This is a genomic window from Pseudomonas sp. KH_027 (genome assembly GCF_057838565.1).
Genome location: NZ_CM174470.1, coordinates 4782863 through 4805728, shown reverse-complemented (window position 1 = coordinate 4805728; position 22866 = coordinate 4782863). Strand labels below are relative to the sequence as shown.

At 62.4% G+C, this 22866-nt stretch carries 22 protein-coding genes; 21 read left to right on the top strand and 1 reads right to left on the bottom strand.

Annotation, left to right across the window (positions count from 1 at the left end; genetic code table 11):
* From AC3IYG_RS22480 to AC3IYG_RS22380, 21 genes are all read left to right on the top strand, one after another.
* Positions 1-789: a ParA family protein gene (locus AC3IYG_RS22480; protein WP_489311678.1), complete on the top strand. Its 789-nt coding sequence runs from the start codon at positions 1-3 to the stop codon at positions 787-789.
* 10 nt (positions 790-799) lie between these two features.
* Positions 800-1672 carry a ParB/RepB/Spo0J family partition protein gene (locus AC3IYG_RS22475; RefSeq protein ID WP_489311677.1) on the top strand — a complete coding sequence of 291 codons (873 nt, stop codon included), beginning with the start codon at positions 800-802 and terminating at the stop codon, positions 1670-1672.
* A gap of 186 nt (positions 1673-1858) precedes the next feature.
* Positions 1859-2266: a F0F1 ATP synthase subunit I gene (locus tag AC3IYG_RS22470; RefSeq protein WP_489311676.1), complete on the top strand. Its 408-nt coding sequence runs from the start codon at positions 1859-1861 to the stop codon at positions 2264-2266.
* 16 nt (positions 2267-2282) lie between these two features.
* Positions 2283-3152: a F0F1 ATP synthase subunit A gene (atpB, locus tag AC3IYG_RS22465; protein ID WP_489311675.1), complete on the top strand. Its 870-nt coding sequence runs from the start codon at positions 2283-2285 to the stop codon at positions 3150-3152.
* 191 nt (positions 3153-3343) lie between these two features.
* The gene (gene atpE / locus AC3IYG_RS22460) at positions 3344-3601 is read left to right on the top strand and encodes a F0F1 ATP synthase subunit C (RefSeq protein WP_002555987.1); all 258 of its coding nucleotides are present in this window, start codon (positions 3344-3346) and stop codon (positions 3599-3601) included.
* 54 nt (positions 3602-3655) lie between these two features.
* Positions 3656-4126: a F0F1 ATP synthase subunit B gene (locus tag AC3IYG_RS22455; RefSeq protein ID WP_489311674.1), complete on the top strand. Its 471-nt coding sequence runs from the start codon at positions 3656-3658 to the stop codon at positions 4124-4126.
* Positions 4127-4140: 14 nt separating this feature from the next.
* Positions 4141-4677: a F0F1 ATP synthase subunit delta gene (locus AC3IYG_RS22450; RefSeq protein ID WP_489311673.1), complete on the top strand. Its 537-nt coding sequence runs from the start codon at positions 4141-4143 to the stop codon at positions 4675-4677.
* A 21-nt stretch (positions 4678-4698) separates the two neighbouring features.
* A complete protein-coding gene (gene atpA, locus AC3IYG_RS22445) occupies positions 4699-6243 on the top strand; it encodes a F0F1 ATP synthase subunit alpha (RefSeq protein WP_489311672.1) in 1545 nt (514 codons plus the stop codon).
* A 50-nt stretch (positions 6244-6293) separates the two neighbouring features.
* Positions 6294-7154, top strand: coding sequence for a F0F1 ATP synthase subunit gamma (atpG, locus tag AC3IYG_RS22440; protein ID WP_489311671.1), 861 nt, complete (start codon positions 6294-6296; stop codon positions 7152-7154).
* A 30-nt stretch (positions 7155-7184) separates the two neighbouring features.
* Positions 7185-8561 (top strand): F0F1 ATP synthase subunit beta, encoded by a 1377-nt coding sequence (gene atpD / locus AC3IYG_RS22435; RefSeq protein WP_489311670.1) that lies wholly within the window; start codon positions 7185-7187, stop codon positions 8559-8561.
* A 44-nt stretch (positions 8562-8605) separates the two neighbouring features.
* Entirely contained in the window at positions 8606-9031 is a 426-nt protein-coding gene (locus AC3IYG_RS22430) for a F0F1 ATP synthase subunit epsilon (protein ID WP_489311669.1), read from the top strand.
* Positions 9032-9191: 160 nt separating this feature from the next.
* Positions 9192-10556 carry a bifunctional UDP-N-acetylglucosamine diphosphorylase/glucosamine-1-phosphate N-acetyltransferase GlmU gene (gene glmU / locus AC3IYG_RS22425; RefSeq protein WP_489311668.1) on the top strand — a complete coding sequence of 455 codons (1365 nt, stop codon included), beginning with the start codon at positions 9192-9194 and terminating at the stop codon, positions 10554-10556.
* Positions 10557-10731: 175 nt separating this feature from the next.
* Entirely contained in the window at positions 10732-11502 is a 771-nt protein-coding gene (locus tag AC3IYG_RS22420) for a DeoR/GlpR family DNA-binding transcription regulator (RefSeq protein WP_489311667.1), read from the top strand.
* 10 nt (positions 11503-11512) lie between these two features.
* Positions 11513-13363: a glutamine--fructose-6-phosphate transaminase (isomerizing) gene (gene glmS / locus AC3IYG_RS22415; RefSeq protein WP_489311666.1), complete on the top strand. Its 1851-nt coding sequence runs from the start codon at positions 11513-11515 to the stop codon at positions 13361-13363.
* A 230-nt stretch (positions 13364-13593) separates the two neighbouring features.
* On the top strand, positions 13594-14007 hold the full coding sequence (locus AC3IYG_RS22410) for an arsenate reductase ArsC (protein ID WP_489311665.1): 414 nt from the start codon (positions 13594-13596) through the stop codon (positions 14005-14007).
* A 44-nt stretch (positions 14008-14051) separates the two neighbouring features.
* Positions 14052-14918: a LysR family transcriptional regulator gene (locus tag AC3IYG_RS22405; RefSeq protein ID WP_489311664.1), complete on the top strand. Its 867-nt coding sequence runs from the start codon at positions 14052-14054 to the stop codon at positions 14916-14918.
* A gap of 232 nt (positions 14919-15150) precedes the next feature.
* Entirely contained in the window at positions 15151-16212 is a 1062-nt protein-coding gene (locus AC3IYG_RS22400) for a putative 2-aminoethylphosphonate ABC transporter ATP-binding protein (protein ID WP_489311663.1), read from the top strand.
* A 28-nt stretch (positions 16213-16240) separates the two neighbouring features.
* Positions 16241-17932 carry a putative 2-aminoethylphosphonate ABC transporter permease subunit gene (locus AC3IYG_RS22395; protein ID WP_489311662.1) on the top strand — a complete coding sequence of 564 codons (1692 nt, stop codon included), beginning with the start codon at positions 16241-16243 and terminating at the stop codon, positions 17930-17932.
* 18 nt (positions 17933-17950) lie between these two features.
* Positions 17951-18778: a phosphonoacetaldehyde hydrolase gene (phnX, locus tag AC3IYG_RS22390; protein ID WP_489311661.1), complete on the top strand. Its 828-nt coding sequence runs from the start codon at positions 17951-17953 to the stop codon at positions 18776-18778.
* A gap of 31 nt (positions 18779-18809) precedes the next feature.
* A complete protein-coding gene (locus AC3IYG_RS22385; RefSeq protein ID WP_489311660.1) occupies positions 18810-19829 on the top strand; it encodes a putative 2-aminoethylphosphonate ABC transporter substrate-binding protein in 1020 nt (339 codons plus the stop codon).
* Positions 19830-19930: 101 nt separating this feature from the next.
* Positions 19931-21061 (top strand): TIGR03364 family FAD-dependent oxidoreductase, encoded by a 1131-nt coding sequence (locus tag AC3IYG_RS22380; protein WP_489311659.1) that lies wholly within the window; start codon positions 19931-19933, stop codon positions 21059-21061.
* A 57-nt stretch (positions 21062-21118) separates the two neighbouring features.
* Here the strand turns inward: AC3IYG_RS22380 and cobJ are convergent, their stop codons facing one another.
* Complete coding sequence (cobJ, locus tag AC3IYG_RS22375; protein WP_489311658.1) at positions 21119-22798, bottom strand: precorrin-3B C(17)-methyltransferase; 1680 nt, start codon at positions 22796-22798, stop codon at positions 21119-21121.
* Positions 22799-22866 lie beyond the last annotated feature (68 nt).

The following is a 22866-nucleotide window of genomic DNA, read 5'->3' as shown; positions in this document are numbered from 1 at the left end:
ATGGCTAAAGTATTTGCCATCGCCAACCAGAAAGGCGGTGTCGCCAAGACCACCACCTGCATCAACCTCGCCGCTTCCCTGGTTGCGACCAAGCGCCGGGTGCTGTTGATCGACCTCGATCCGCAGGGCAACGCGACCACCGGCAGCGGGGTCGACAAGCTCGCGCTCGAGCACTCGATCTACGACGTGTTGATTGGCGAATGCAGCCTCGGCGAGGCCATGCAGTTCTCCGAACACGGTGGTTACCAGCTGTTGCCGGCCAACCGTGACCTGACCGCCGCCGAAGTGGCCCTGCTGGACATGCCGGCCAAGGAACATCGTCTGCGCGAGGCCCTGGCGCCGATCCGCGAAAACTACGACTACATCCTCATCGACTGCCCGCCGTCCCTGTCGATGCTGACGGTCAACGCGTTGGTTGCCGCCGACGGCGTGATCATTCCGATGCAGTGCGAGTATTACGCCCTGGAAGGGCTCACCGACCTGGTCAACTCGATCCAGCGGATCGGCAAGCTGCTCAATCCCTCGCTGAGAATCGAAGGCCTGCTGCGCACCATGTACGACCCGCGCATCAGCCTGACCAACGATGTTTCCGCGCAGTTGAAAGAACATTTCGGCGACAAGCTCTACGACACCGTCATCCCGCGCAACGTGCGTCTGGCTGAAGCCCCGAGCTTCGGCATGCCGGCGCTGGTGTATGACAAGCAATCCCGTGGTGCCCTCGCCTACCTGGCATTGGCCGGTGAGTTGTCGCGGCGTCAGCGCAGCGTCACCCGAACCGCAAAAGCATAAGGAAAATCCCATGGCCACTAAAAAACGAGGTCTCGGACGCGGACTGGATGCCCTGCTGGGGGGCACCAGTGTCAATGCTTTGCAAGAAGAAGCTGCGCAGACCGATAGCCGTGAGCTGCAATACGTGCCGCTGGACCTGATCCAGCGCGGCAAATACCAGCCGCGCCGCGACATGGACTCCACCGCCCTGGACGAACTGGCGCAATCGATCCGCGTCCAGGGCGTGATGCAGCCGATTGTGGTGCGTCCGATCGGTGCCGGTCGGTTCGAGATCGTCGCCGGCGAACGGCGCTGGCGTGCCAGCCACCTGGCGGGTTTGGACAAGATCCCGGCGATGGTTCGCGAGGTGCCCGACGAGGCCGCGATCGCCATGGCGCTGATCGAGAACATCCAGCGCGAAGACCTTAACCCGATCGAAGAAGCGGTGGCCTTGCAGCGCTTGCAGCAGGAGTTCCAGCTGACCCAGCAGCAGGTCGCCGAAGCGGTCGGTAAATCGCGGGTCACCATCACCAACTTGCTGCGCCTGATCGCCTTGCCGGAAGAGATCAAAATCCTCCTCTCCCATGGCGATCTGGAAATGGGCCATGCGCGTGCGCTGCTCGGTTTACCGGCAGAACAGCAGGTCGAAGGGGCGCGACATGTTGTCGCACGCGGTCTGACCGTGCGCCAAACTGAAGCACTGGTACGCCAGTGGTTGAACAGCAAAGAAAAACCGGTTGAGGCCCCCAAGGCCGATCCGGACATCAGCCGTCTCGAGCAGCGCCTGGCCGAGCGCCTGGGCTCGCCGGTGCAGATCAAGCATGGAAACAAAGGTAAGGGGCAACTGGTGATCCGTTACAACTCGCTCGACGAGTTGCAGGGAGTGCTCGCGCATATCCGTTAAAAGCGGCGCGCGCTGAAACAATTGCTTATGTAGCGGGTAGTCGGAAATCACTACCGGGCAGTTGAATAGGGGGGGATCGCCCCCTATACTCTGCGCGCATTTCGTCGGCACAAACTATGCCAAGTCGTTGCCATGCGGGTAATTGCAAACGACTGACACCAGAGGCCGAAAAGCCGGAGAAACTTGATGGATGTCCGCACGCCCAACCGCCTGCCCTTCCATCGTTTGCCGGTGTTTCCCGTTCTGCTCGCACAACTCGTCGTGCTGTTAATCGCCGCTGTCGTTTTATGGCAGTGGCGCGGGGCGGTAAGTGGGTACTCTGGGGTGTGTGGCGGGCTGATTGCCTGGCTGCCGAATGTGTATTTCGCCCACAAGGCGTTCCGTTTCACGGGAGCGCGGGCTGCTCAAGCCATAGTCCGGTCATTTTATGCCGGTGAAGCGGGCAAACTGATTCTGACGGCAGTGCTGTTCGCACTGACGTTTGCAGGCGTGAAGCCATTGGATGCGCTGGCGGTATTCGGCGTATTCCTGTTGACCCAACTGGTCAACTGGTTCGCTCCCCTGCTCACTAGAACAAGATTTTCGAGACATTAGGGCGTTTGAGGCAAACATGGCAGAACAAACCGCTTCGGGCTATATCCAACACCACTTGCAGAACCTGACTTTCGGAAAGCTGCAAAATGGTGATTGGGGTTTTGCCCACACTGCACAAGAAGCCAAAGAAATGGGTTTTTGGGCATTTCATGTGGATACCTTGGGCTGGTCGGTAGCACTGGGTCTTATCTTCGTCCTGCTGTTCCGCATGGCGGCGAAAAAAGCCACCTCTGGTCAGCCCGGAGGTCTGCAGAACTTTGTTGAAGTGATGATCGAGTTCGTCGACGGCAGCGTCAAGGACACCTTCCACGGCCGTAACCCGTTGATCGCACCGTTGGCCCTGACGATTTTCGTCTGGATCTTCCTGATGAACGCCATCGACCTGGTGCCGGTGGACTGGATTCCGCAAGTGGCCATGCTGGTGTCCGGCAACGAACACGTGTTCTTCCGTGCCGTACCGACCACCGACCCGAACGCGACTCTGGGCATGGCCCTGTCGGTGTTCGCGCTGATCATTTTCTACAGCATCAAGGTCAAGGGCATCAGCGGCTTTATCGGCGAACTGACCCTGCACCCGTTCGGCAGCAAGAACCTTTTCGTGCAGGCCCTGCTGATTCCGGTGAACTTCCTGCTGGAGTTCGTGACCCTGGTGGCCAAGCCCATTTCGTTGGCCCTGCGGTTGTTCGGCAACATGTACGCCGGCGAGTTGGTGTTCATCCTGATCGCCGTGATGTTCGGCAGCGGTCTGCTCTGGCTCAGCGGCCTGGGCGTAGTGCTGCAATGGGCGTGGGCGGTGTTCCACATCCTGATCATCACCCTGCAAGCGTTCATCTTCATGATGCTGACCATCGTCTACCTGTCGATGGCGCACGAAGACAACCATTAAAAACGCTTAACGCATCTGATGACCTTCTCCTCTCGGGGAGAAGGTGCCCGGAGGGCGGAAGAGGGGCGTGTCTTTACCCTCTCCCCAACCCTCTCCCGCAAGCGGGAGGGGGAGTGAAGTACTGAAGATTTTGCTTTACCGCTTTACCTTAAAAACCTTAACCAATACGACATAAAAAGTCGGGAGGAAAGATGGAAACTGTAGTTGGTCTGACCGCGATCGCCGTTGCACTGCTGATTGGCCTGGGTGCCCTGGGTACCGCCATTGGTTTCGGCCTGCTGGGTGGTAAGTTCCTGGAAGGCGCAGCGCGTCAGCCGGAAATGGTCCCGATGCTGCAAGTTAAAATGTTCATCGTCGCTGGTCTGCTCGACGCCGTGACCATGATCGGCGTTGGTATCGCACTGTTCTTCACCTTCGCGAACCCCTTCGTTGGTCAACTGGCAGGCTAATCACTCGATTCCGAGTGATTGGTTTGACGGACAACGAACGAGCGAGGTGTTGGCGTGAACATTAATGCAACCCTGATTGGCCAGTCCGTTGCCTTCTTCATCTTTGTGCTGTTCTGCATGAAGTTCGTGTGGCCTCCGGTCATCGCGGCTTTGCAAGAACGTCAAAAGAAGATTGCGGATGGGCTGGATGCTGCAAGCCGTGCGGCTCGTGATTTGGAGCTCGCCCACGAAAAAGTGGGTCAGCAACTGCGCGAAGCCAAAACCCAGGCAGCTGAAATCATTGAGCAAGCCAAGAAGCGCGCTACCCAGATCGTCGACGAAGCTCGCGATCAGGCCCGTGTCGAAGGTGAGCGCCTGAAGACTCAGGCCCAGGCCGAGATCGAACAGGAACTGAACAGCGTCAAAGACGCCCTGCGTACCCAACTGGGTGGCTTGGCGATCAGCGGTGCTGAGAAGATTCTGGGCGCCACTATCGACCGTAACGCGCATGCGGAGCTGGTTTCCAAACTGGCAGCCGAAATTTAAGCGAGGGCGCGATCATGGCAGAACTGACCACGTTGGCCCGACCTTACGCCAAGGCTGCTTTTGAGTACGCTCAGGCCCACCAGCAACTGGCCAATTGGTCAGCCATGCTCGGCCTGGCTGCAGCGGTGTCGCAAGACGACACCATGCAGCGCGTGCTCAAGGCCCCGCGTTTGACGAGTACAGACAAGGCCACCACCTTTCTCGAGGTGTGTGGTGATAAGTTCGATGCCAAGGTACAGAATTTCCTTCACATCGTTTCCGAGAACAACCGTTTGGAGTTGTTGCCGGAGATCGCCGAACTGTTCGAGCTGTTGAAAGCCGAGCAGGAAAAATCGGTCGATGTGGACGTTACCAGTGCCTTTGCATTGAACGAAGAACAGCAAGACAAACTCGCCAAGGTTCTCAGTGCACGGCTCGGCCGGGAAGTGCGCCTGCACGCTGCGGAGGATGCCACCCTGATCGGTGGTGTCGTAATCCGCGCCGGCGACCTGGTTATCGATGGCTCAGTTCGCGGCAAACTCGCGCAACTAGCCGAAGCATTGAAATCTTGAGTTTGAAGGGGCAGCAGAGCAATGCAGCAACTCAATCCTTCCGAAATAAGTGAAATCATCAAGGGCCGCATCGACAAGCTCGATGTGTCCTCCCAAGCCCGTAACGAAGGCACAGTCGTCAGCGTGTCCGACGGTATCGTGCGGATTCACGGTCTCGCCGACGTCATGTACGGCGAAATGATCGAGTTCCCGGGCGGCGTCTATGGCATGGCCATGAACCTGGAGCGCGACTCCGTCGGCGCCGTGGTTCTGGGTGCCTACCAGTCGCTGGCCGAAGGCATGAGTGCCAAGTGCACCGGTCGCATCCTCGAAGTTCCGGTTGGTCCGGAACTGCTGGGTCGTGTGGTCGATGCCCTGGGTAACCCTGTCGACGGTAAAGGCCCGCTGAACAACGTCGCTACCGACGCGGTTGAAAAGGTTGCACCGGGCGTGATCTGGCGTAAGTCGGTAGACCAGCCTGTACAGACTGGCTACAAGGCTGTCGACGCCATGATCCCGGTCGGCCGTGGTCAGCGTGAGCTGATCATCGGTGACCGTCAGATCGGTAAAACCGCTCTGGCGATCGACGCGATCATCAACCAGAAGAACAGCGGCATCTACTGCGTCTACGTGGCTATCGGTCAGAAGCAATCGACCATCGCCAACGTGGTGCGCAAGCTGGAAGAAAACGGCGCGTTGGCTAACACCATCATCGTCGCGGCCAGTGCTTCCGAATCCGCTGCGCTGCAATTCATTGCACCGTACGCCGGTTGCACCATGGGCGAATACTTCCGTGACCGCGGTGAAGACGCGCTGATCGTTTATGACGATCTGTCCAAGCAAGCAGTGGCTTACCGCCAGATTTCCCTGCTGCTGCGCCGTCCGCCAGGCCGTGAAGCTTACCCGGGCGACGTGTTCTATCTCCACAGCCGTCTGCTGGAGCGTGCATCGCGCGTTTCCGAAGAGTACGTCGAGAAGTTCACCAACGGTGCTGTGACTGGCAAAACCGGTTCTCTGACCGCTCTGCCGATCATCGAAACCCAGGCTGGCGACGTTTCTGCGTTCGTTCCGACCAACGTGATTTCCATCACCGACGGTCAGATCTTCCTGGAATCGGCCATGTTCAACTCCGGCATCCGTCCGGCTGTGAACGCCGGTGTTTCGGTATCCCGTGTAGGTGGTGCCGCTCAGACCAAGATCATCAAGAAGCTCTCCGGTGGTATCCGTACCGCTCTGGCTCAGTACCGTGAATTGGCGGCATTCGCCCAGTTCGCTTCTGACCTGGACGAAGCCACCCGTAAGCAACTCGAGCATGGTCAGCGCGTTACCGAGCTGATGAAGCAGAAGCAATACGCGCCGATGTCCATCGCCGACATGTCGCTGTCCCTGTATGCCGCCGAACGTGGCTTCCTGGTGGATATCGAGATCGTCAAAATCGGCAGCTTCGAGCAGGCTCTGATTGCTTACTTCAACCGCGATCACGCCGATTTGATGGCGAAGATCAACGTGAAGGGTGACTTCAATGACGAAATCGACGCAGGCATGAAAGCCGGCATCGAGAAGTTCAAGGCCACCCAAACCTGGTAAGCCGCAGCGGGGGTTGCAAGACCCCCGCCTGCTAACCCGATAGGTGTTACATGGCAGGCGCAAAAGAGATTCGCAGCAAGATTGCGAGCATCAAAAGCACGCAAAAGATCACCAGCGCCATGGAAAAGGTGGCTGTCAGCAAGATGCGCAAAGCTCAAATGCGCATGGCTGCCAGCCGTCCCTACGCGGAGCGCATCCGCCAGGTGATTGGTCATCTGGCCAACGCTAACCCGGAATACCGTCACCCGTTCATGATCGAGCGTGAAGTAAAGCGCGTCGGTTATGTGGTGGTGAGCAGTGACCGTGGTCTGTGCGGCGGCTTGAATACCAACCTGTTCAAGGCCCTGGTCAAGGACATGGCGGTAAACCGCGAACAAGGCGTAGAGATCGATATCTGCGTAGTAGGCAGCAAGGGTGCGGCATTTTTCCGCAACTTCGGCGGTAACGTCGTCGCTGCAATCAGCCACCTGGGCGAAGAACCGTCGATCAATGATCTGATCGGTAGCGTCAAGGTGATGCTCGATGCCTACCTGGATGGCCGTATTGATCGCCTGTCCGTGGTGTCCAACAAGTTCATCAACACGATGACGCAACAGCCGACGGTGGAACAGTTGATTCCGCTGGTGGCTGATCCGGATCAAGATCTCAAGCATCACTGGGACTATCTCTACGAACCCGACGCTAAAGAGCTGCTCGACGGCCTGATGGTGCGCTACGTGGAGTCGCAGGTGTACCAGGCGGTGGTCGAGAACAACGCAGCTGAACAAGCGGCGCGGATGATCGCGATGAAGAACGCTACCGACAACGCCGGTGATCTGATCAGCGATTTGCAGCTGATCTACAACAAGGCGCGTCAGGCGGCGATCACCCAAGAGATCTCGGAAATCGTTGGCGGCGCTGCCGCGGTCTGATACCGGTTCAAATATTCAGAGGATCCAGCTATGAGTAGCGGACGTATCGTACAAATCATCGGCGCCGTGATCGACGTGGAATTCCCACGCGATCAGGTCCCGAGCATCTACGACGCCTTGAAAGTTCAAGGCGCCGATACCACCCTGGAAGTTCAGCAGCAGCTGGGCGACGGCGTGGTTCGTACCATTGCGATGGGCTCGACCGAAGGCTTGAAGCGCGGTCTGGACGTCAACAATACGGGCGCAGCCATCTCCGTACCGGTCGGTAAAGCGACTCTGGGCCGGATCATGGACGTACTCGGCAACCCGATCGACGAAGCCGGTCCGATCGGCGAAGAAGAGCGTTGGGGCATTCACCGCCCGGCGCCGTCCTTCGCTGAACAAGCGGGCGGCAACGACCTGCTGGAAACCGGCATCAAGGTTATCGACCTGGTCTGCCCGTTCGCCAAAGGCGGTAAAGTCGGTCTGTTCGGTGGTGCCGGTGTCGGCAAGACCGTAAACATGATGGAACTGATCCGTAACATCGCCATCGAGCACAGCGGTTATTCCGTGTTCGCCGGTGTGGGTGAGCGTACTCGTGAGGGTAACGACTTCTACCACGAGATGAAGGACTCCAACGTTCTCGACAAAGTGGCCCTTGTTTACGGCCAGATGAACGAGCCGCCGGGCAACCGTCTGCGCGTAGCACTGACCGGCCTGACCATGGCCGAGAAGTTCCGTGACGAAGGTAACGACGTTCTGCTGTTCGTCGACAACATCTATCGTTACACCCTGGCCGGTACTGAAGTATCCGCACTGCTGGGCCGTATGCCTTCCGCAGTAGGTTACCAGCCGACCCTGGCCGAAGAGATGGGCACTCTGCAAGAGCGCATCACTTCGACCAAAAACGGTTCGATCACCTCGATCCAAGCGGTATACGTACCTGCGGATGACTTGACTGACCCGTCGCCAGCGACCACCTTCGCCCACTTGGACGCCACCGTCGTTCTGTCCCGTGACATCGCTTCCCTGGGTATCTACCCAGCAGTCGATCCACTCGACTCGACTTCGCGCCAGCTGGACCCGATGGTTATCGGCCAGGAGCACTACGACACCGCTCGCGGCGTTCAGTACGTGCTGCAGCGCTACAAAGAACTGAAGGACATCATTGCGATCCTGGGTATGGACGAGCTGTCGGAAACCGACAAGCAGTTGGTATCCCGCGCTCGTAAGATCCAGCGCTTCTTGTCGCAGCCGTTCTTCGTGGCTGAAGTCTTCACCGGTGCTTCGGGTAAATACGTTTCCCTGAAAGACACCATTGCTGGCTTCAAAGGCATCCTCAACGGTGACTACGACCACCTGCCAGAACAAGCGTTCTACATGGTCGGCAGCATCGACGAAGCCATCGAGAAAGCCAAGAAACTGTAATCCCAGCGCCCGGCAACGGGCGCTAATCAGGTTGAGGCAAGCAAATGGCTATGACAGTCCATTGCGATATCGTCAGCGCGGAAGGCGAGATCTTCTCCGGTCTGGTCGAGATGGTGATTGCGCACGGTAACCTGGGTGATATCGGTATCGCTCCAGGTCACGCACCGCTGATCACCGATCTCAAGCCGGGCCCGATCCGTCTGATCAAACAGGGTGGCGAAGCCGAGGTGTTCTACATCTCCGGCGGTTTCCTGGAAGTGCAGCCGAACATGGTGAAGGTCCTGGCCGACACCGTACAACGTGCAGCCGACCTGGACGAAGCCTCTGCTCAGGAAGCCGTCAAGGCTGCCGAGAAGTCCCTGCACGATAAAGGCGCGGAGTTCGACTACGGTTCCGCCGCCGCCCGTCTGGCCGAGGCTGCAGCGCAGCTGCGGACCATCCAGGCGGTGCGCAAGAAGTTCGGCGGCTAATCCCGCAAGACTTCATCGCGAACGAGTAAAAGGGTAGCCTTGGCTACCCTTTTTCTTTTTCCGGTTTTACCTATTCGTAGGCTGGGTAGAGCGCAGCGAAACCCGGCTCCTGTGTATCACCGGGTTTCACCCGGGCTACGCTTGTTCAGGATCTGTCCACATGTCTCTCGATATCGTTATCCTCGCCGCCGGCCAAGGCACGCGCATGCGTTCCGCGCTACCCAAGGTACTGCATCCGGTCGCCGGTAAATCCATGCTCGGGCATGTCATCGACAGCGCGCGGCAGTTGCAGCCGCGGAGCATCCAGGTGGTGATCGGCCATGGTGCGGAAACAGTGCGCGAGCGTCTGGCCGCCGACGACCTGAGTTTCGTCCTGCAAACCGAGCAACTGGGCACCGGCCATGCGGTGGCGCAGGCACTGCCGAAACTCTCGGCCGAGAACGTGCTGATCCTCTATGGCGATGTGCCGTTGATCGAGGTCGAGACCCTGCACCGTCTGCTGCAAAAGGTCAGTCCCGAGCAACTTGGGCTGCTGACGGTCGATCTGAACGACCCGACGGGCTACGGCCGGATCGTGCGCGACGCCCAGGGCGTGGTCAAAGCCATCGTCGAACACAAGGACGCGACGCCCGAGCAGCGGGCGATCTGCGAAGGCAATACCGGCATCCTTGCGGTGCCCGGCAAGCGCCTGGCCGATTGGCTCGGCCGGTTGTCGAACAACAACGCCCAGGGCGAGTACTACCTGACCGACGTGATCGCCATGGCGGTGGCCGATGGCCTGGTGGTGGCCACCGAGCAACCGCTGGATGCCATGGAAGTGCAGGGCGCCAACGACCGCATGCAACTGGCCGAACTCGAGCGCCATTTCCAGAAGCGCGCGGCCCGCCAGTTGATGGCCCAGGGCGTGACCTTGCGTGATCCGGCGCGTTTCGATGTGCGCGGTGAGGTGACGATCGGCCGTGATGTGCTGATCGACATTAACGTGATCCTCGAAGGCAAAGTGGTCATTGAAGACAACGTCGAGATCGGCCCCAACTGCGTGATCAAGAACAGCACCCTGCGCAAAGGCGCGATGCTCAAGGCCAACAGCCACCTCGAGGGTGCCGAATTGGGCGAAGGCAGCGGCGCCGGTCCCTTCGCGCGCTTGCGCCCGGGTTCTGTGTTGGGCGCCAAGGCCCATGTCGGCAACTTCGTCGAGTTGAAGAACGCCGTGCTGGGCGAAGGCGCCAAAGCCGGTCACCTGAGCTACTTGGGGGATGCCGAAGTGGGTGCGCGCAGCAACATCGGTGCCGGCACCATCACCTGCAATTACGACGGCGCCAACAAGTTCAAGACCGTACTGGGTGAGGACGTGTTCATCGGCTCCAACAGCGCCCTGGTCGCGCCGGTGACCCTGGGCGACGGCGCCACCACCGGCGCCGGCTCGGTGATCACCAGCGATGTACCGGCGGCCACCCTGGCGGTCGGTCGTGCCAAACAGCGCAATATCGAAGGCTGGAAGCGCCCGGTGAAGATCAAGAAGTGACCGACTTGGGGCGGCTGGCCCGCTGTGGATAACCGCACAGCGTTTTCAGCCACCCCAGCAGCTAATCGCGACGCTGGATGAACAAAGCGTCATCCACCCTACGTCGATTCACACTTGACGAAAAAGCTTCATTAGGTTTTGATTCGTGCAATTATCTTTCGAATCGAAACTTAGCATGTCGAAACGCAACACTCCGCAACGTCGCCACACCATTCTTGCCCTGCTCGCCGAGCAGGGCGAGGTGAGTGTCGATGAGTTGTCGAAAGCGTTCGCCACCTCTGAAGTGACCATTCGCAAAGACCTCGCCGCCCTGGAAAAGAATGGTCTGCTGCTGCGCCGTTATGGTGGCGCCGTACCCATGCCGCAGGAGCTGATCAGCAACAGCGGCCAACCCATTTCCCACTACAAGCAGGCCATCGCCCGTGCTGGCGTGGCCTGCATCCGCGAGCATGCGCGGATCATCATCGACAGTGGCACCACCACCGCGGCGATGATTCCGCAGCTTGGCCACAAGCCTGGCCTGGTGGTGATGACCAATTCGCTCCATGTGGCCCGCGCCCTTAGCGAACTGGAGCACGAACCGGTGCTGTTGATGACCGGTGGCACCTGGGACCCGCATTCCGAATCATTTCAGGGCCAGGTTGCCGAGCAGGTGCTGCGCTCCTACGATTTCGACCAACTGTTTATCGGCGCCGATGGCATCGACCTGACGCGTGGCACTACGACCTTTAACGAACTATTGGGCCTGAGCCGGGTCATGGCGCAAGTCGCTCGCGAAGTGGTGGTGATGGTCGAAAGCGACAAGATCGGCCGCAAGATTCCCAACCTGGAGCTGCCCTGGAGCAGCGTCCACACCCTGATTACCGACGAACGCCTCCCAATCGAGGCTCGTGAATCGATCACAGCGCGCGGGATAAACCTGATCTGCGCCGTTGTAGAAGCCTGAGGAGAAATTTATGTGTGGCATCGTTGGCGCCGTCGCCGAGCGTAATATCACCGCGATCCTGGTCGAAGGCCTGAAACGTCTGGAATATCGCGGCTACGACAGCGCCGGTCTGGCGGTCTTCGACACCGACGGCAAGCTGCAGCGCTGCCGTCGTGTGGGCAAGGTCAGCGAGTTGGAGCAGGCCCTGGCCGGCGAGCCGCTGGCCGGTCGCCTGGGTATCGCCCATACCCGCTGGGCCACCCACGGCGCGCCGAGCGAGCGCAACGCCCACCCGCACTTCTCCGGCAGCGACCTGGCGGTGGTGCACAACGGCATCATCGAGAACCACGAAGAACTGCGCGAGCGGCTGAAGGGCCTGGGCTATGCGTTCAGCTCGGACACCGATACCGAAGTCATCGTCCACCTGCTCGATCACAAGCTCAGGGAGTTCGCTGACCTGGCGGCGGCGCTGAAAGCCGCGGTGAAGGAGTTGCACGGTGCCTACGGTCTGGCGGTGATCAGCGCGCAGCAACCGGATCGCCTGCTCGCCGCGCGCAGCGGCAGCCCGCTGGTGATCGGCCTCGGCCTCGGTGAGAACTTCCTCGCCTCCGACCAGCTGGCCCTGAGGCAGGTCACCGACCGTTTCGTCTACCTGGAAGAAGGCGATATCGCCGAAATCCGCCGTGACAGCGTGCAGATCTGGACAGTCGATGGCCAGCCGGTGGTGCGCGAAAGCGTGCAGTACCACGAAGGGGCCGAGGCAGCGGATAAAGGAGCGTATCGGCACTTCATGCTCAAGGAGATCCACGAGCAGCCGAAGGTGGTGCAGCGCACGCTGGAAGGCCGCCTCGGTTCCGATCATGTGCTGGTGCAGGCCTTCGGTCCGCAAGCCGCCGAGTTGTTCGCCAAGGTGCAGAACGTGCAGATCGTTGCCTGTGGTACCAGTTACCACGCCGGTATGGTCGCCCGTTATTGGCTCGAAGGTTTGGCCGGCATTCCCTGCCAGGTCGAAGTGGCCAGCGAATTCCGCTACCGCAAGGTGGTGGTGCAGCCGGGCACCCTGTTCATCAGCATTTCCCAGTCCGGCGAAACCGCCGACACCCTCGCCGCCTTGCGCAACGGCAAGGCGCTGGGCCCGGATAACGGTGGCTACCTGGCCAGCCTGGCGATCTGCAACGTCGGCATCAGTTCACTGGTGCGCGAGTCCGACCTGACCCTGTTGACCCAGGCCGGTCCGGAAATCGGCGTGGCCTCGACCAAGGCGTTCACCACCCAGTTGGTGGCGCTGATGTTGCTGACCCTGTCCCTCGGCCAGCTGCGCGGCACCCTGGAACAAGGCCTCGAAGCCGAACTGGTGGAAGAGCTACGCCGTTTGCCGACTCGCCTCGGCGAAGCGCTGGCGATGGACAGCACCGTTGAGAAGATCGCCGAGCTGTTCGCCGAGAAGCATCACGCCCTGTTCCTCGGCCGTGGCGCGCAGTACCCGGTGGCCATGGAAGGGGCGCTGAAGCTCAAGGAAATCTCCTACATCCACGCCGAGGCCTACCCGGCTGGCGAGCTCAAGCATGGGCCTCTGGCCCTGGTGGACAGCGATATGCCGGTGGTCACCGTGGCGCCGAACAATGAGCTGCTGGAAAAGCTCAAATCCAACCTGCAGGAAGTCCGCGCCCGTGGCGGTGAGCTGATCGTCTTCGCCGACGGCCAGGCCGGCATGAGCAACGGCGAAGGCACCCATGTGGTGAACATGCCGCACATCTCTGATGCGCTGGCGCCGATCCTCTACACCATCCCGCTACAACTGCTGTCCTACTATGTCGCCGTGCTCAAGGGCACCGACGTTGACCAGCCGCGCAACCTGGCGAAATCGGTGACCGTGGAGTAATGCCCGCCCGCTCATGAAGCCAGAAGAGAGATAACCGCGGCTGCATGACTGGCAGCCGAACGCTTCAAATCCAGCCCACTGCGTTCATCGAACCGGTGGGCTTTTTAGTGCGTGCAGCACGAAGGCCACCTTTCATCGGTCTGAAACACGACGGTCAGAAAGCTCTGCTGCAATGAAATCTGCTTGTGTTTCGATCACTGCACAACAGGCTGGCCGAGGTGAACGTAGCGATGACTGATAAATTCCGTGTGCTGTTCGTCTGCGCAAACAACGATGTACGCTCCCTGATGGCCGAAGCGCTGCTTCGGCATACCGACGCCGAGCACTTCGAAGCCTTCAGCGCCGGCATTGCCGCCAGTGAGGTCGATCCACGCACGCTCGAATCCCTCGATCACATCGGCGTCGCCGCAAGCGGCCTGCGCAGCAAGGCCATCGATGAGTTCAAGGGGCAGCAGTTTGATTACGTGATCACCCTGTGCGACAAATCGTCCGACGAGGCGGCGTGGATGCCGGCCTCCGCTGAAGTGTTGGTGTGGAACTTCGAGGACCCGGTCACCAGCGTGCGGCATGAGCCCTTCCGGCATGCCCTGCAGGAGATTCACGATCGCATCAAAATGTTCACCACGGTGAAGACCCGAGGCTGAAAGCCCTATACTCCTGGCCTTTCCAATGGCCAGGGGGCATCGCCATGCTCAGCGCGGAGCTCAAGGCTTTTTACATGGTTGCCCGGCTCGGCAGCATCACCCAGGCCGCCAAGAAGCTCGGGCTCAGTCAGCCAACCGTGACCACCCAGATCCGTAATCTGGAAAGTCAGTATGCCGTCGAGTTGTTCTATCGCGGCGCTCGGCGGTTGAGCCTGAGCGAGGACGGCGCGCGCCTGCTGCCGATGGTCAAAGCCTTGCTGCAGCAAGAGGCCGACATCGAGTTCTTCCTGCGCAACAGCGGGCAGATGCAGGGAATACTGCGTGTCGGTGCGACTTCGCCGTATTACATCCTCGGATTGGTGCGCACCTTCCGGGAGCGCTTCCCACAGATCGAGGTCTCGGTGGAAATCGGCAACTCGCAGCAGGTGCTCGAGGCGCTGGATGAATACCGCGTCGACCTGGCGGCTTCCTCGCAATGGGTTGATGACCAGCGGCTGACCCGTCTGCTCCTTGGCCGCGATCCTCTGGTGCTGGCCGTGCATCGCAGCCATCCCCTGGCCGTGCACAAGTCGGTGAGCCTGGCGGCGCTCAAAGGTCACAGCCTGCTGATGCGCGAGCAGGGCTCGATCACTCGGCAACTGACCGAAGAGCTGCTGGAAAAAGCCGGGATAGGCTTCGGCCCGCTGCTGGAAATCGGCAGCCGTGAGTCGATCCGTGAAGCGGTGATCCGCAATATCGGCATCAGCATCATTGCCCGCCATGAGGTGCCGGATAACCCCGAACTCTGCGTGATCGCCCTGGAGGGTGCGCCGCAGATCGATGAATACCTCTATTGCCTGAAAGAGCGCCGCCAGGCGCGTTTGCCGGCGGCGTTCCTGGCTGTGGCGCGGGAGTCGGTGGCGGGGTTGTAGCTTGCTGGCGGGGTAGCGCGGCTTGCTCCGTCTTGCGCAGAAGACTTTGCGCGGCTTGCCGACGCACGCCTCGATCGGCCAGGCCATCACGTCACTACCCAAATCTGCCTATGCCACTATCGCTGTACTTGGGTTAAACGCCACATAGCCTTCGCATAACCGCCCTAGCATCTACCTCGTCGAGTCGTGCCGCGCTTCATGCCGCACGCCCACCGCTCACGAGGTACAAGTCATGACCACAGCCGCCAGCGTCGCCACTCATCTGCAGGTGCGCGATATCCACAAGCGCTTCGGCAGCTTCACCGCCCTCGACGGGGTTTCCCTGGATGTCGCCGAAGGCGAACTGGTCTGTCTGCTGGGACCCTCCGGTTGTGGCAAGACCACTTTGTTGCGCTGCATCGCCGGGCTGGAACGGCAGGACAGCGGCAGCCTGCACATCGCTCAGCGGGATATTTCGCGCCTGCCGCCGCAAGCCCGCGACTACGGCATCCTGTTCCAGTCCTACGCGCTGTTCCCCAACCTTAGTGTCGAGCAGAACATCGCCTACGGCCTGGCCGGCAGCGGCCGCGACGAGGTGCGTCGGCGGGTGCACGACATGCTCGAACTGGTCGGCCTGGTCGGCAGCGAGAAGAAGTTTCCCGGCCAGCTTTCCGGCGGCCAGCAGCAGCGCGTGGCCCTGGCCCGCGCGTTGGCGCCGGCGCCCTCGTTGCTGCTGCTGGATGAACCGATGTCGGCCCTCGATGCGCGGGTCCGCGAACACCTGTGCGGCGAGCTGCGCCAGCTGCAGAAGCGTCTCGGCATCACCACCCTGATGGTCACCCACAATCAGGACGAGGCCATGCTGATGGCCGACCGCATCGCGGTGATCAACCAGGGTCGTGTCGAGCAGTACGGCACCCCACAGGAGATCTACCGCAACCCGGCCACGCCCTTCGTCGCCGAATTCGTCGGTCAGGGCAACTGGCTGCCGTTCCAGACGCGCAGCAATGGCCATGCCCAGGTCGGCAGCCTCAGCCTGCGCCTGCCCGAGCATGCCGCCGAGGCCCAGCACGGGCGCCTGTTCTGTCGGCCGGAGGCGATCGCCATCAACCCAGTGGAACAACAGGCCAATCGCTTTCGCGCGCAAATCCGCGAGATCACCTTCCTCGGCAATCGCTGCCGCATGAGTTTCGAGCTGGAGCAACTGCCGGGGCTGCCGATGCTCGCCGAACTCGATCCGGAAACCATGCCGCGCCTCGGTTCCCCGGATATCTGGGTATCGCTGCCGCCGCGCAGCCTGCAGGTGTTCGCCTGAGATGGCCGGTGTAATGGAGCGAGCAACCATGCTCAGCGCCCGCGCGCCGCGCCACGAGCTCGGTGACCGGCTGTTCGTGGTCGGCGGCAAACTGCTGCTGCTCGGCGTGCTGACCTTTGCGGTACTGCTGCCGCTGCTGGCGATCTTCTGGCGCGGCTTCAGCGCCGATACCGGGCAGGGCGGTGGCCTGGTGGCCGCCCGTGAGCTGCTGGCCAGCGCCAACTTCCACTGGCTGCTGGGCAACAGCCTGAAAGTCTCGGTCAGCGTCGCCGCCCTCGTCGTGCCGCTGGCTTATCTGTTCGCCTATGCGCTGCAACGCACCTTGATCCCGGCCAAGGGCCTGTGGCGCGGGATTTCCCTGCTGCCGCTGCTGGCGCCCTCGATGCTGCCGGGCATCGCGCTGATCTACCTGTTCGGCAACCAGGGTCTGCTGCGCGACCTGTTGCCGGACAACATCTATGGCTTCTGGGGCATCGTTCTCGGCGAGGCGATCTACACCTTCCCGCATGCGCTGATGATCCTGCTGTCGGCCCTGTCGCTGGCCGATGCGCGGCTGTTCGATGCGGCGTCGAGCATGGGCGCCGGGCCCTGGAAGGCCTTTCGCAGCATCACTTGGCCGGCCACCCGCCAGGGTGTGTTCGCCGCCTTCTGTCTGGTGTTCACCCTGACCATCACCGACTTCGGCGTGCCGGTGGTGGTCGGTGGCGACTACCAGGTGCTGGCGCTGGAAGCCTACAAGGCGGTGGTCGGCCAGCAGCAGTTCGGTCGCGGTGCGCTGATCGGCATGGTTCTGCTGCTGCCGGCGCTGCTCAGTTTCGCCGTCGATGCCTGGCTGCGTCGGCGCCAGGGCGATGCCATGGGTGGCCGCGCGCAGGTTTATCACCCGGCGCCGGCGAAGCTGCGCGATGGCTGCTTCCTGGTCATTGTCCTGCTGATCTGCGCCGCCTTGCTGCTGGTGCTGGGCATGGCGGTGTATTCCTCGCTGGTGAAGTTCTGGCCCTACGACCTGTCGCTGTCGCTGCGCCATTACGCCTTCGAGGAGACCGCCGGCGGCGGCTGGCTGGCCTATCGCAACAGCCTGACCCTGGCCAGTTGCACGGCGATCTTCGGCAGCGCGCTGATCTTCACCGGTGCCTACCTGATCGAGAAGGCCCGTGGCCAGAACGCCCTCAACCATGTGTTGCGCATGCTCAGCTTCGTGCCCATGGCGGTGCCCGGTCTGGTGCTGGGCCTTGGCTATGTCTTCTTCTTCAACCTGCCGGCCAACCCGCTGCACGGCCTGTACGGCAGCATGACGCTGCTGGTGGTCTGTTCCATCGCGCACTTCCTCACCACCGCGCAGATGACCGCTACCACCGCGCTGCGCCAGCTCGACGGCGAGTTCGAGGCCGCCGCGCTGTCGCTCAAGGCGCCGCTGTACCGCCATTACCTGCGCGTCACCGTACCGATCTGCCTGCCGGCGCTGCTGGATATCGTCCGCTACCTGTTCGTTTCGGCGATGACCACCGTGTCCGCCGCAATCTTCCTGTATAGCCCGGACAGCGTGCTCGCCGCGGTGGCCGTGCTGAACATGGACGACGCCGGCAACGTCGGCGGCGCGGCGGCCATGTCGACCCTGATCCTGCTCACCTCGGCGGCGGTTTCGCTGCTGCTGGCCTGGGCTTCCCGCGGCCTGCTGCGCCGCTCCCAGGCCTGGCGGCAAACCGCGCCCGGCCACTGATTCCTTCGGAGAACCCTGATGCATTACCAGACACCTTCCCGCCTGCAAGCCGCGATCCTCGACTGGGCCGGCACCGTGGTCGACTTCGGCTCCTTCGCGCCGACGCGGATCTTCGTCGAGGCCTTTGCAAGCGTTGATGTCGAACTCAGCCTGGAGGAGGCTCGTGGGCCGATGGGCATGGGCAAGTGGGACCATATCCGCACGCTGTGCAATGAGCCGCGGATCGCCGCGCGCTTCCTGCAACGCTTCGCTCGCCTGCCGAGCGATGCCGATGTCACGGCGATCTACGAGCGCTTCATGCCGCTGCAGATCGCCAAGGTCGGCGCGCATTCGGCGCTGATCCCCGGCGCCCTGGAGGCCATCGCCGCGCTGCGCGCCAAGGGCCTGAAGATCGGCACCTGCTCCGGTTACCCGAAAGTGGTGATGGACAAGGTGGTCGAACTGGCTGCCAGCGCCGGTTACCAGCCGGATCATGTGGTGTCCACCGACGAAGTGCCCAAGGGCCGCCCGAGCCCAGCGCAGGCGCTGGCCAACGTGATCGCCCTCGGCCTTGATGATGTCGCCGCCTGCGTCAAGGTCGACGACACCGAACCGGGCATCCTCGAAGGTCGCAGCGCCGGTATGTGGACCGTGGCGCTGCGCTTCTCCGGCAACTTCCTCGGCCTCGACTACGCCGCCTACCGCGCGCTCGGCGCCGAGCGCCTGGCTGCCGAACGTACGCGCATCGACGCGCTGTTCGCCCCGAGCCAGCCGCACTACCTGATCGACACCATCGCCGACCTGCCTGCCGTGGTCGATGCGATCAATACACGCCTGGCGCGTGGCGAAACCCCTGCCAATCGATAAACGAAAACCGCTGACAACCAAGGAGCTTCACATGTTCAAGCCTCTCGCTCTTGCTGCTGCCGTACTCGCCGGTTTCACCCTGCAGGCCCAGGCGACCACCGAGCTGACCGTTTACACCGCCCTCGAAGCGGAGCAACTGAACAGCTACAAGAAGGCCTTCGAAGCCGCCAACCCGGACATCGAGATCAAGTGGGTGCGCGACTCCACCGGCATCATCACCGCCAAGCTGCTGGCCGAGAAGGATCGCCCGCAAGCCGACGCCGTGTGGGGTCTGGCCGCCTCCAGCCTGGCCATCCTCGACCAGCAGGGCATGCTGCAGACTTACGCACCCAAGCACCTGGCGGCCATCGGCGCCAACTACCGCGACGCCGCCAACCCGCCGGCCTGGGTCGGCATGGACGTGTGGGCCGCGACCATCTGCTTCAATACCGTCGAGGCCGAGAAGCAGGGCCTGGAAAAACCGCTGAGCTGGCAGGACCTGACCAAGCCGCAATACAAGGGCAAGATCGTCATGCCCAACCCGGCATCCTCCGGCACCGGCTTCCTCGATGTCAGCGCCTGGCTGCAGACCTTTGGCGAGAAGCAGGGCTGGCAGTACATGGATGACCTGCACCAGAACATCGGCCAGTACGTCCATTCCGGCTCCAAGCCGTGCAAGCTCGCCGCCGCCGGCGAGTTCCCGATCGGCATCTCCTTCGAATACCCGGCCGTGCAGTTGAAGCGCCAGGGTGCGCCGCTGGACATCGTCCTGCCGAAGGAAGGTCTGGGTTGGGAAATCGAAGCCACCGGCATCGTCAAGGGCACCCCGCATGCGGACGCGGCGCAGAAGCTCGCTGACTTCTCCGCCAGCCCGGCGGCCATGGAGTTGTACAAGGAAAACTTCGCCGTACTCGCCCAGCCCGGCATTGCCAAGCCGCAGACCGAGCTGCCGGCCGACTACGAGCAGCGCCTGATCAAGAACGACTTCGCCTGGGCTTCGAAGAACCGCGACAGCATTCTCGCCGAGTGGCGCAAGCGCTACGACGGCAAGTCGGAAAAGCTGCCGCAGTAACTGATTGACTCGCCCGCTCGGTCCGCTTTTCTCCTTCTCCCTTTGCGAGAGGGTCGGAGGAGAGGGCAGAGCGGGCGCACCTGCTTCCAAGGAGTCCGTACATGAGTCTGCAAGACAGCGACATGATCATAGTGGGGGCCGGCGTCCTCGGCCTCGCCCATGCTTACGCGGCGGCGCGCCGCGGCCTGCGGGTCAGCGTATTCGAGCGCAGCGAGCGGCCGCTCGGCGCCTCGGTGCGCAATTTCGGCCAGGCCCTGATCACCGGCCAGGCGCCGGGGCCGATGCTTGACCTGGCCCGCGAAAGCCGAGGTATCTGGGCGCATCTGGCCAACGCCGCGGGGTTTCACCTGCGTCAGCAGGGTTCGCTGCTGTTCGCTCGCACCGAGGCCGAAGAGCACGTACTGCAAGCCTTCTGCGCCGGCCGCGCGGCCGAGCAGGGCTACCACGTCGAGTTGCTGCGGGGCGAGCGCCTGCGCGGGCTCTATCAAGGCCGCTTCGGTCACCACCGTGCCGCTTTGCACGGTCTCGACGATCAGCAGATCTATTCGCGCGAAGCGATCCCGGCGTTGGTCGAGTACCTGTGCAGCGAGCTGGGCGTGAGCTTCCATTTCTCCACCCTGGTGCGCGAGGTCGAGCAGGGCCGGGTGCACACCACGGCCGGCACCTACCGCGCCGAACAGATAGTGGTCTGCTCGGGGCACGACTATCAGACCCTGCTGGCCGAGCAGATGCGCGCCCTGCAGCCACAAATCTGTCGCCTGCAGATGCTGCGCGCGCGGCCCGAGCAGGACATCGGCCTGCAGCATGCGGTGCTCACCGGTCTCAGTTGCGTGCATTACGGCGCCTTTGCCGACCTGCCGGAAGCCGAGGCCGTGCGCGCGCAGATCCAGCGCGAAGCGCCGGCACTGGAGCAGCATGGCATCCACCTGCTGGTCAGCCCGACACCCTATGGCGAGCTGATCATCGGCGATTCCCACGAATATGGCAGCGATGCCTCGCCGTTCAATGCCGAAGGCGTCGACAAGCTGATGCTCGACCTCGCCGAGCACACCCTTGGCACCCGCCTGCAGGTGCTCGAACGCTGGCAAGGCGTCTATGGTGCACGCGGCCCCGGGCCGTTTTCGGTGCTCAAGGGCGTACCCGGTGTGACCGCGGTATTGATGCACACCGGGCTGGGCATGAGCGTCGGTCCGGCCCTGGGCGAGCGCACGGTCGCCGGGCTACTGAACTGACACGGGAGGGCCCGGCTTGCTGCGGGCGCTCGAGCGCCGCCGGCACTCAGCAGGGCCTCAGGGATAAGAGCGCGGCGTGTAGACCCAGGCGCCACCATCCGCACGGGCGAAGCGGCGGGTGGTGGAGGAACCGATGATCACCATGGTGCGCATGTCCACCTGCTCCGGGCGCAGCTCGCCAAGGGTGGTCACGCTCAGGGCTTCGGCGGGGCGGCCGATATCGCGGCCGAGTACGACAATCGTCTCTGCCGTGCGGTGCTGGCGCACGATTTCCAGGGCGCGACCCAGTTGCCAGGGGCGGGCGCGGGAGATCGGGTTGTAGAAGGCCAGCGCCAGATCCGCCGCCGCCGCGTGTTCCAGGCGCAGCTCGATCACTTCCCAGGGCTTGAGGTTGTCCGACAGCGAGAGCATGCAGAAGTCGTGACCCAGCGGCGCCCCGGCCTTGGCGGCGGTGGCCAGCGCGGCGGAAACGCCGGGGAAAACCTGCAGGTCGACGGCTTGCCAATGCGCAGCGCTGGACGCTTCTAGCGCTTCCAGTACGGCGGCGGCCATGGCGAATACGCCGGGGTCACCGGAGGACACCACCACCACCGCCCGGCCGCTGGCGGCCAGCTCGAACGCATGGCGGGCGCGCTGCAATTCTTCGCGGTTATCGCTGCAGTGCAGCACCTGTTCCGGGCGGAACGGCCCGGCCATGTTCACGTAGGTTTCATAACCGAGCACATCCTCGGCCTGCTGCAACGCCAGCTTGGCCGCCGGCACCATGAACTCGACGGCGCCGGGGCCGAGGCCGACCACGGTCAGGCGGCCACGGGCCTGGCCAAGTTGCTGGGGGTCGAGCGGTTGCTCGCCGATGGCAAGGCTGAGGCCCTGACTTTCCAGCCGCCGATGCTTTTGCCTGATCGCCTGGGCCGCATTCGCGTCCGCACTGAAGCGCAGTGGTACGCCAAGACTTTGCGCGGCCTTGTGCAGTTCGGCGTCGGCCATGTGTCGGGTGCTGGCCAGCAGGCAGGCCAGGGCGTGGCGGCTGATAGTGGCGGCGGCCAGAGCCTGTTCGATGCTGTTGGCCAATTGCGCCGTTGGCTGCTCGATAATGGCGACCACGCTACGCGGGTGGATCAGCAGTTCGTTGCCATTGGCCGGCCGGGCATCGGTGGTGATCCGGATGCTCAGCGCGGCATCCTCGGCCAGTGGCAGGCGTGCCTGATCCAGCCAGGGCGCGGCGCCTTCGATGCGTACGCTTTGCCCGCCAAGCAGGGTGGAAACGAAACGTTTGCCCTGTTCGATATCGGCCAGCACATAGCCGGCCGGCGGGTTGAGCACGCAGGTGCCGAAGCGCAGTTCGCCGCTGGTGGTGATGGCCGGTTGGATGGCCAATGCCGCGGCGATTTCCCGCGCCAGCACATTCACCCCGCCCAGGCCGCCGAGCAGCGGCACCACGGCGCTGCCGTCTTCGGCGACGGCCAGCACCGGCGGTTCGCTGCTCTTGGTGGCGAGCAGCGGCGCCAGGCTGCGGATGACGATGCCGGCGGCACAGAGGGCGATGATCGGCGTGTCGCGTTGATACAGCTCGCGCAGATAGTTGCCGAAATCGGTGTAGCCGATGTCGGCTTCGACCCGGCCTTGCAGGCCATGCACCTGCGCGCCCGGGTACAAGGCTTGAACGCGGCGTGCCGTGGCCAGTGCGCCGCTACCGAGGATGACGATCGCCGGGGGAGTGGCCTGCGGGTTGGACATCGGGTGCTCCGAATGAATGAGGTGAGCAAGGTGTTGGCTGCTGGGCTTCGCGGTGCTCAGCCCAACCT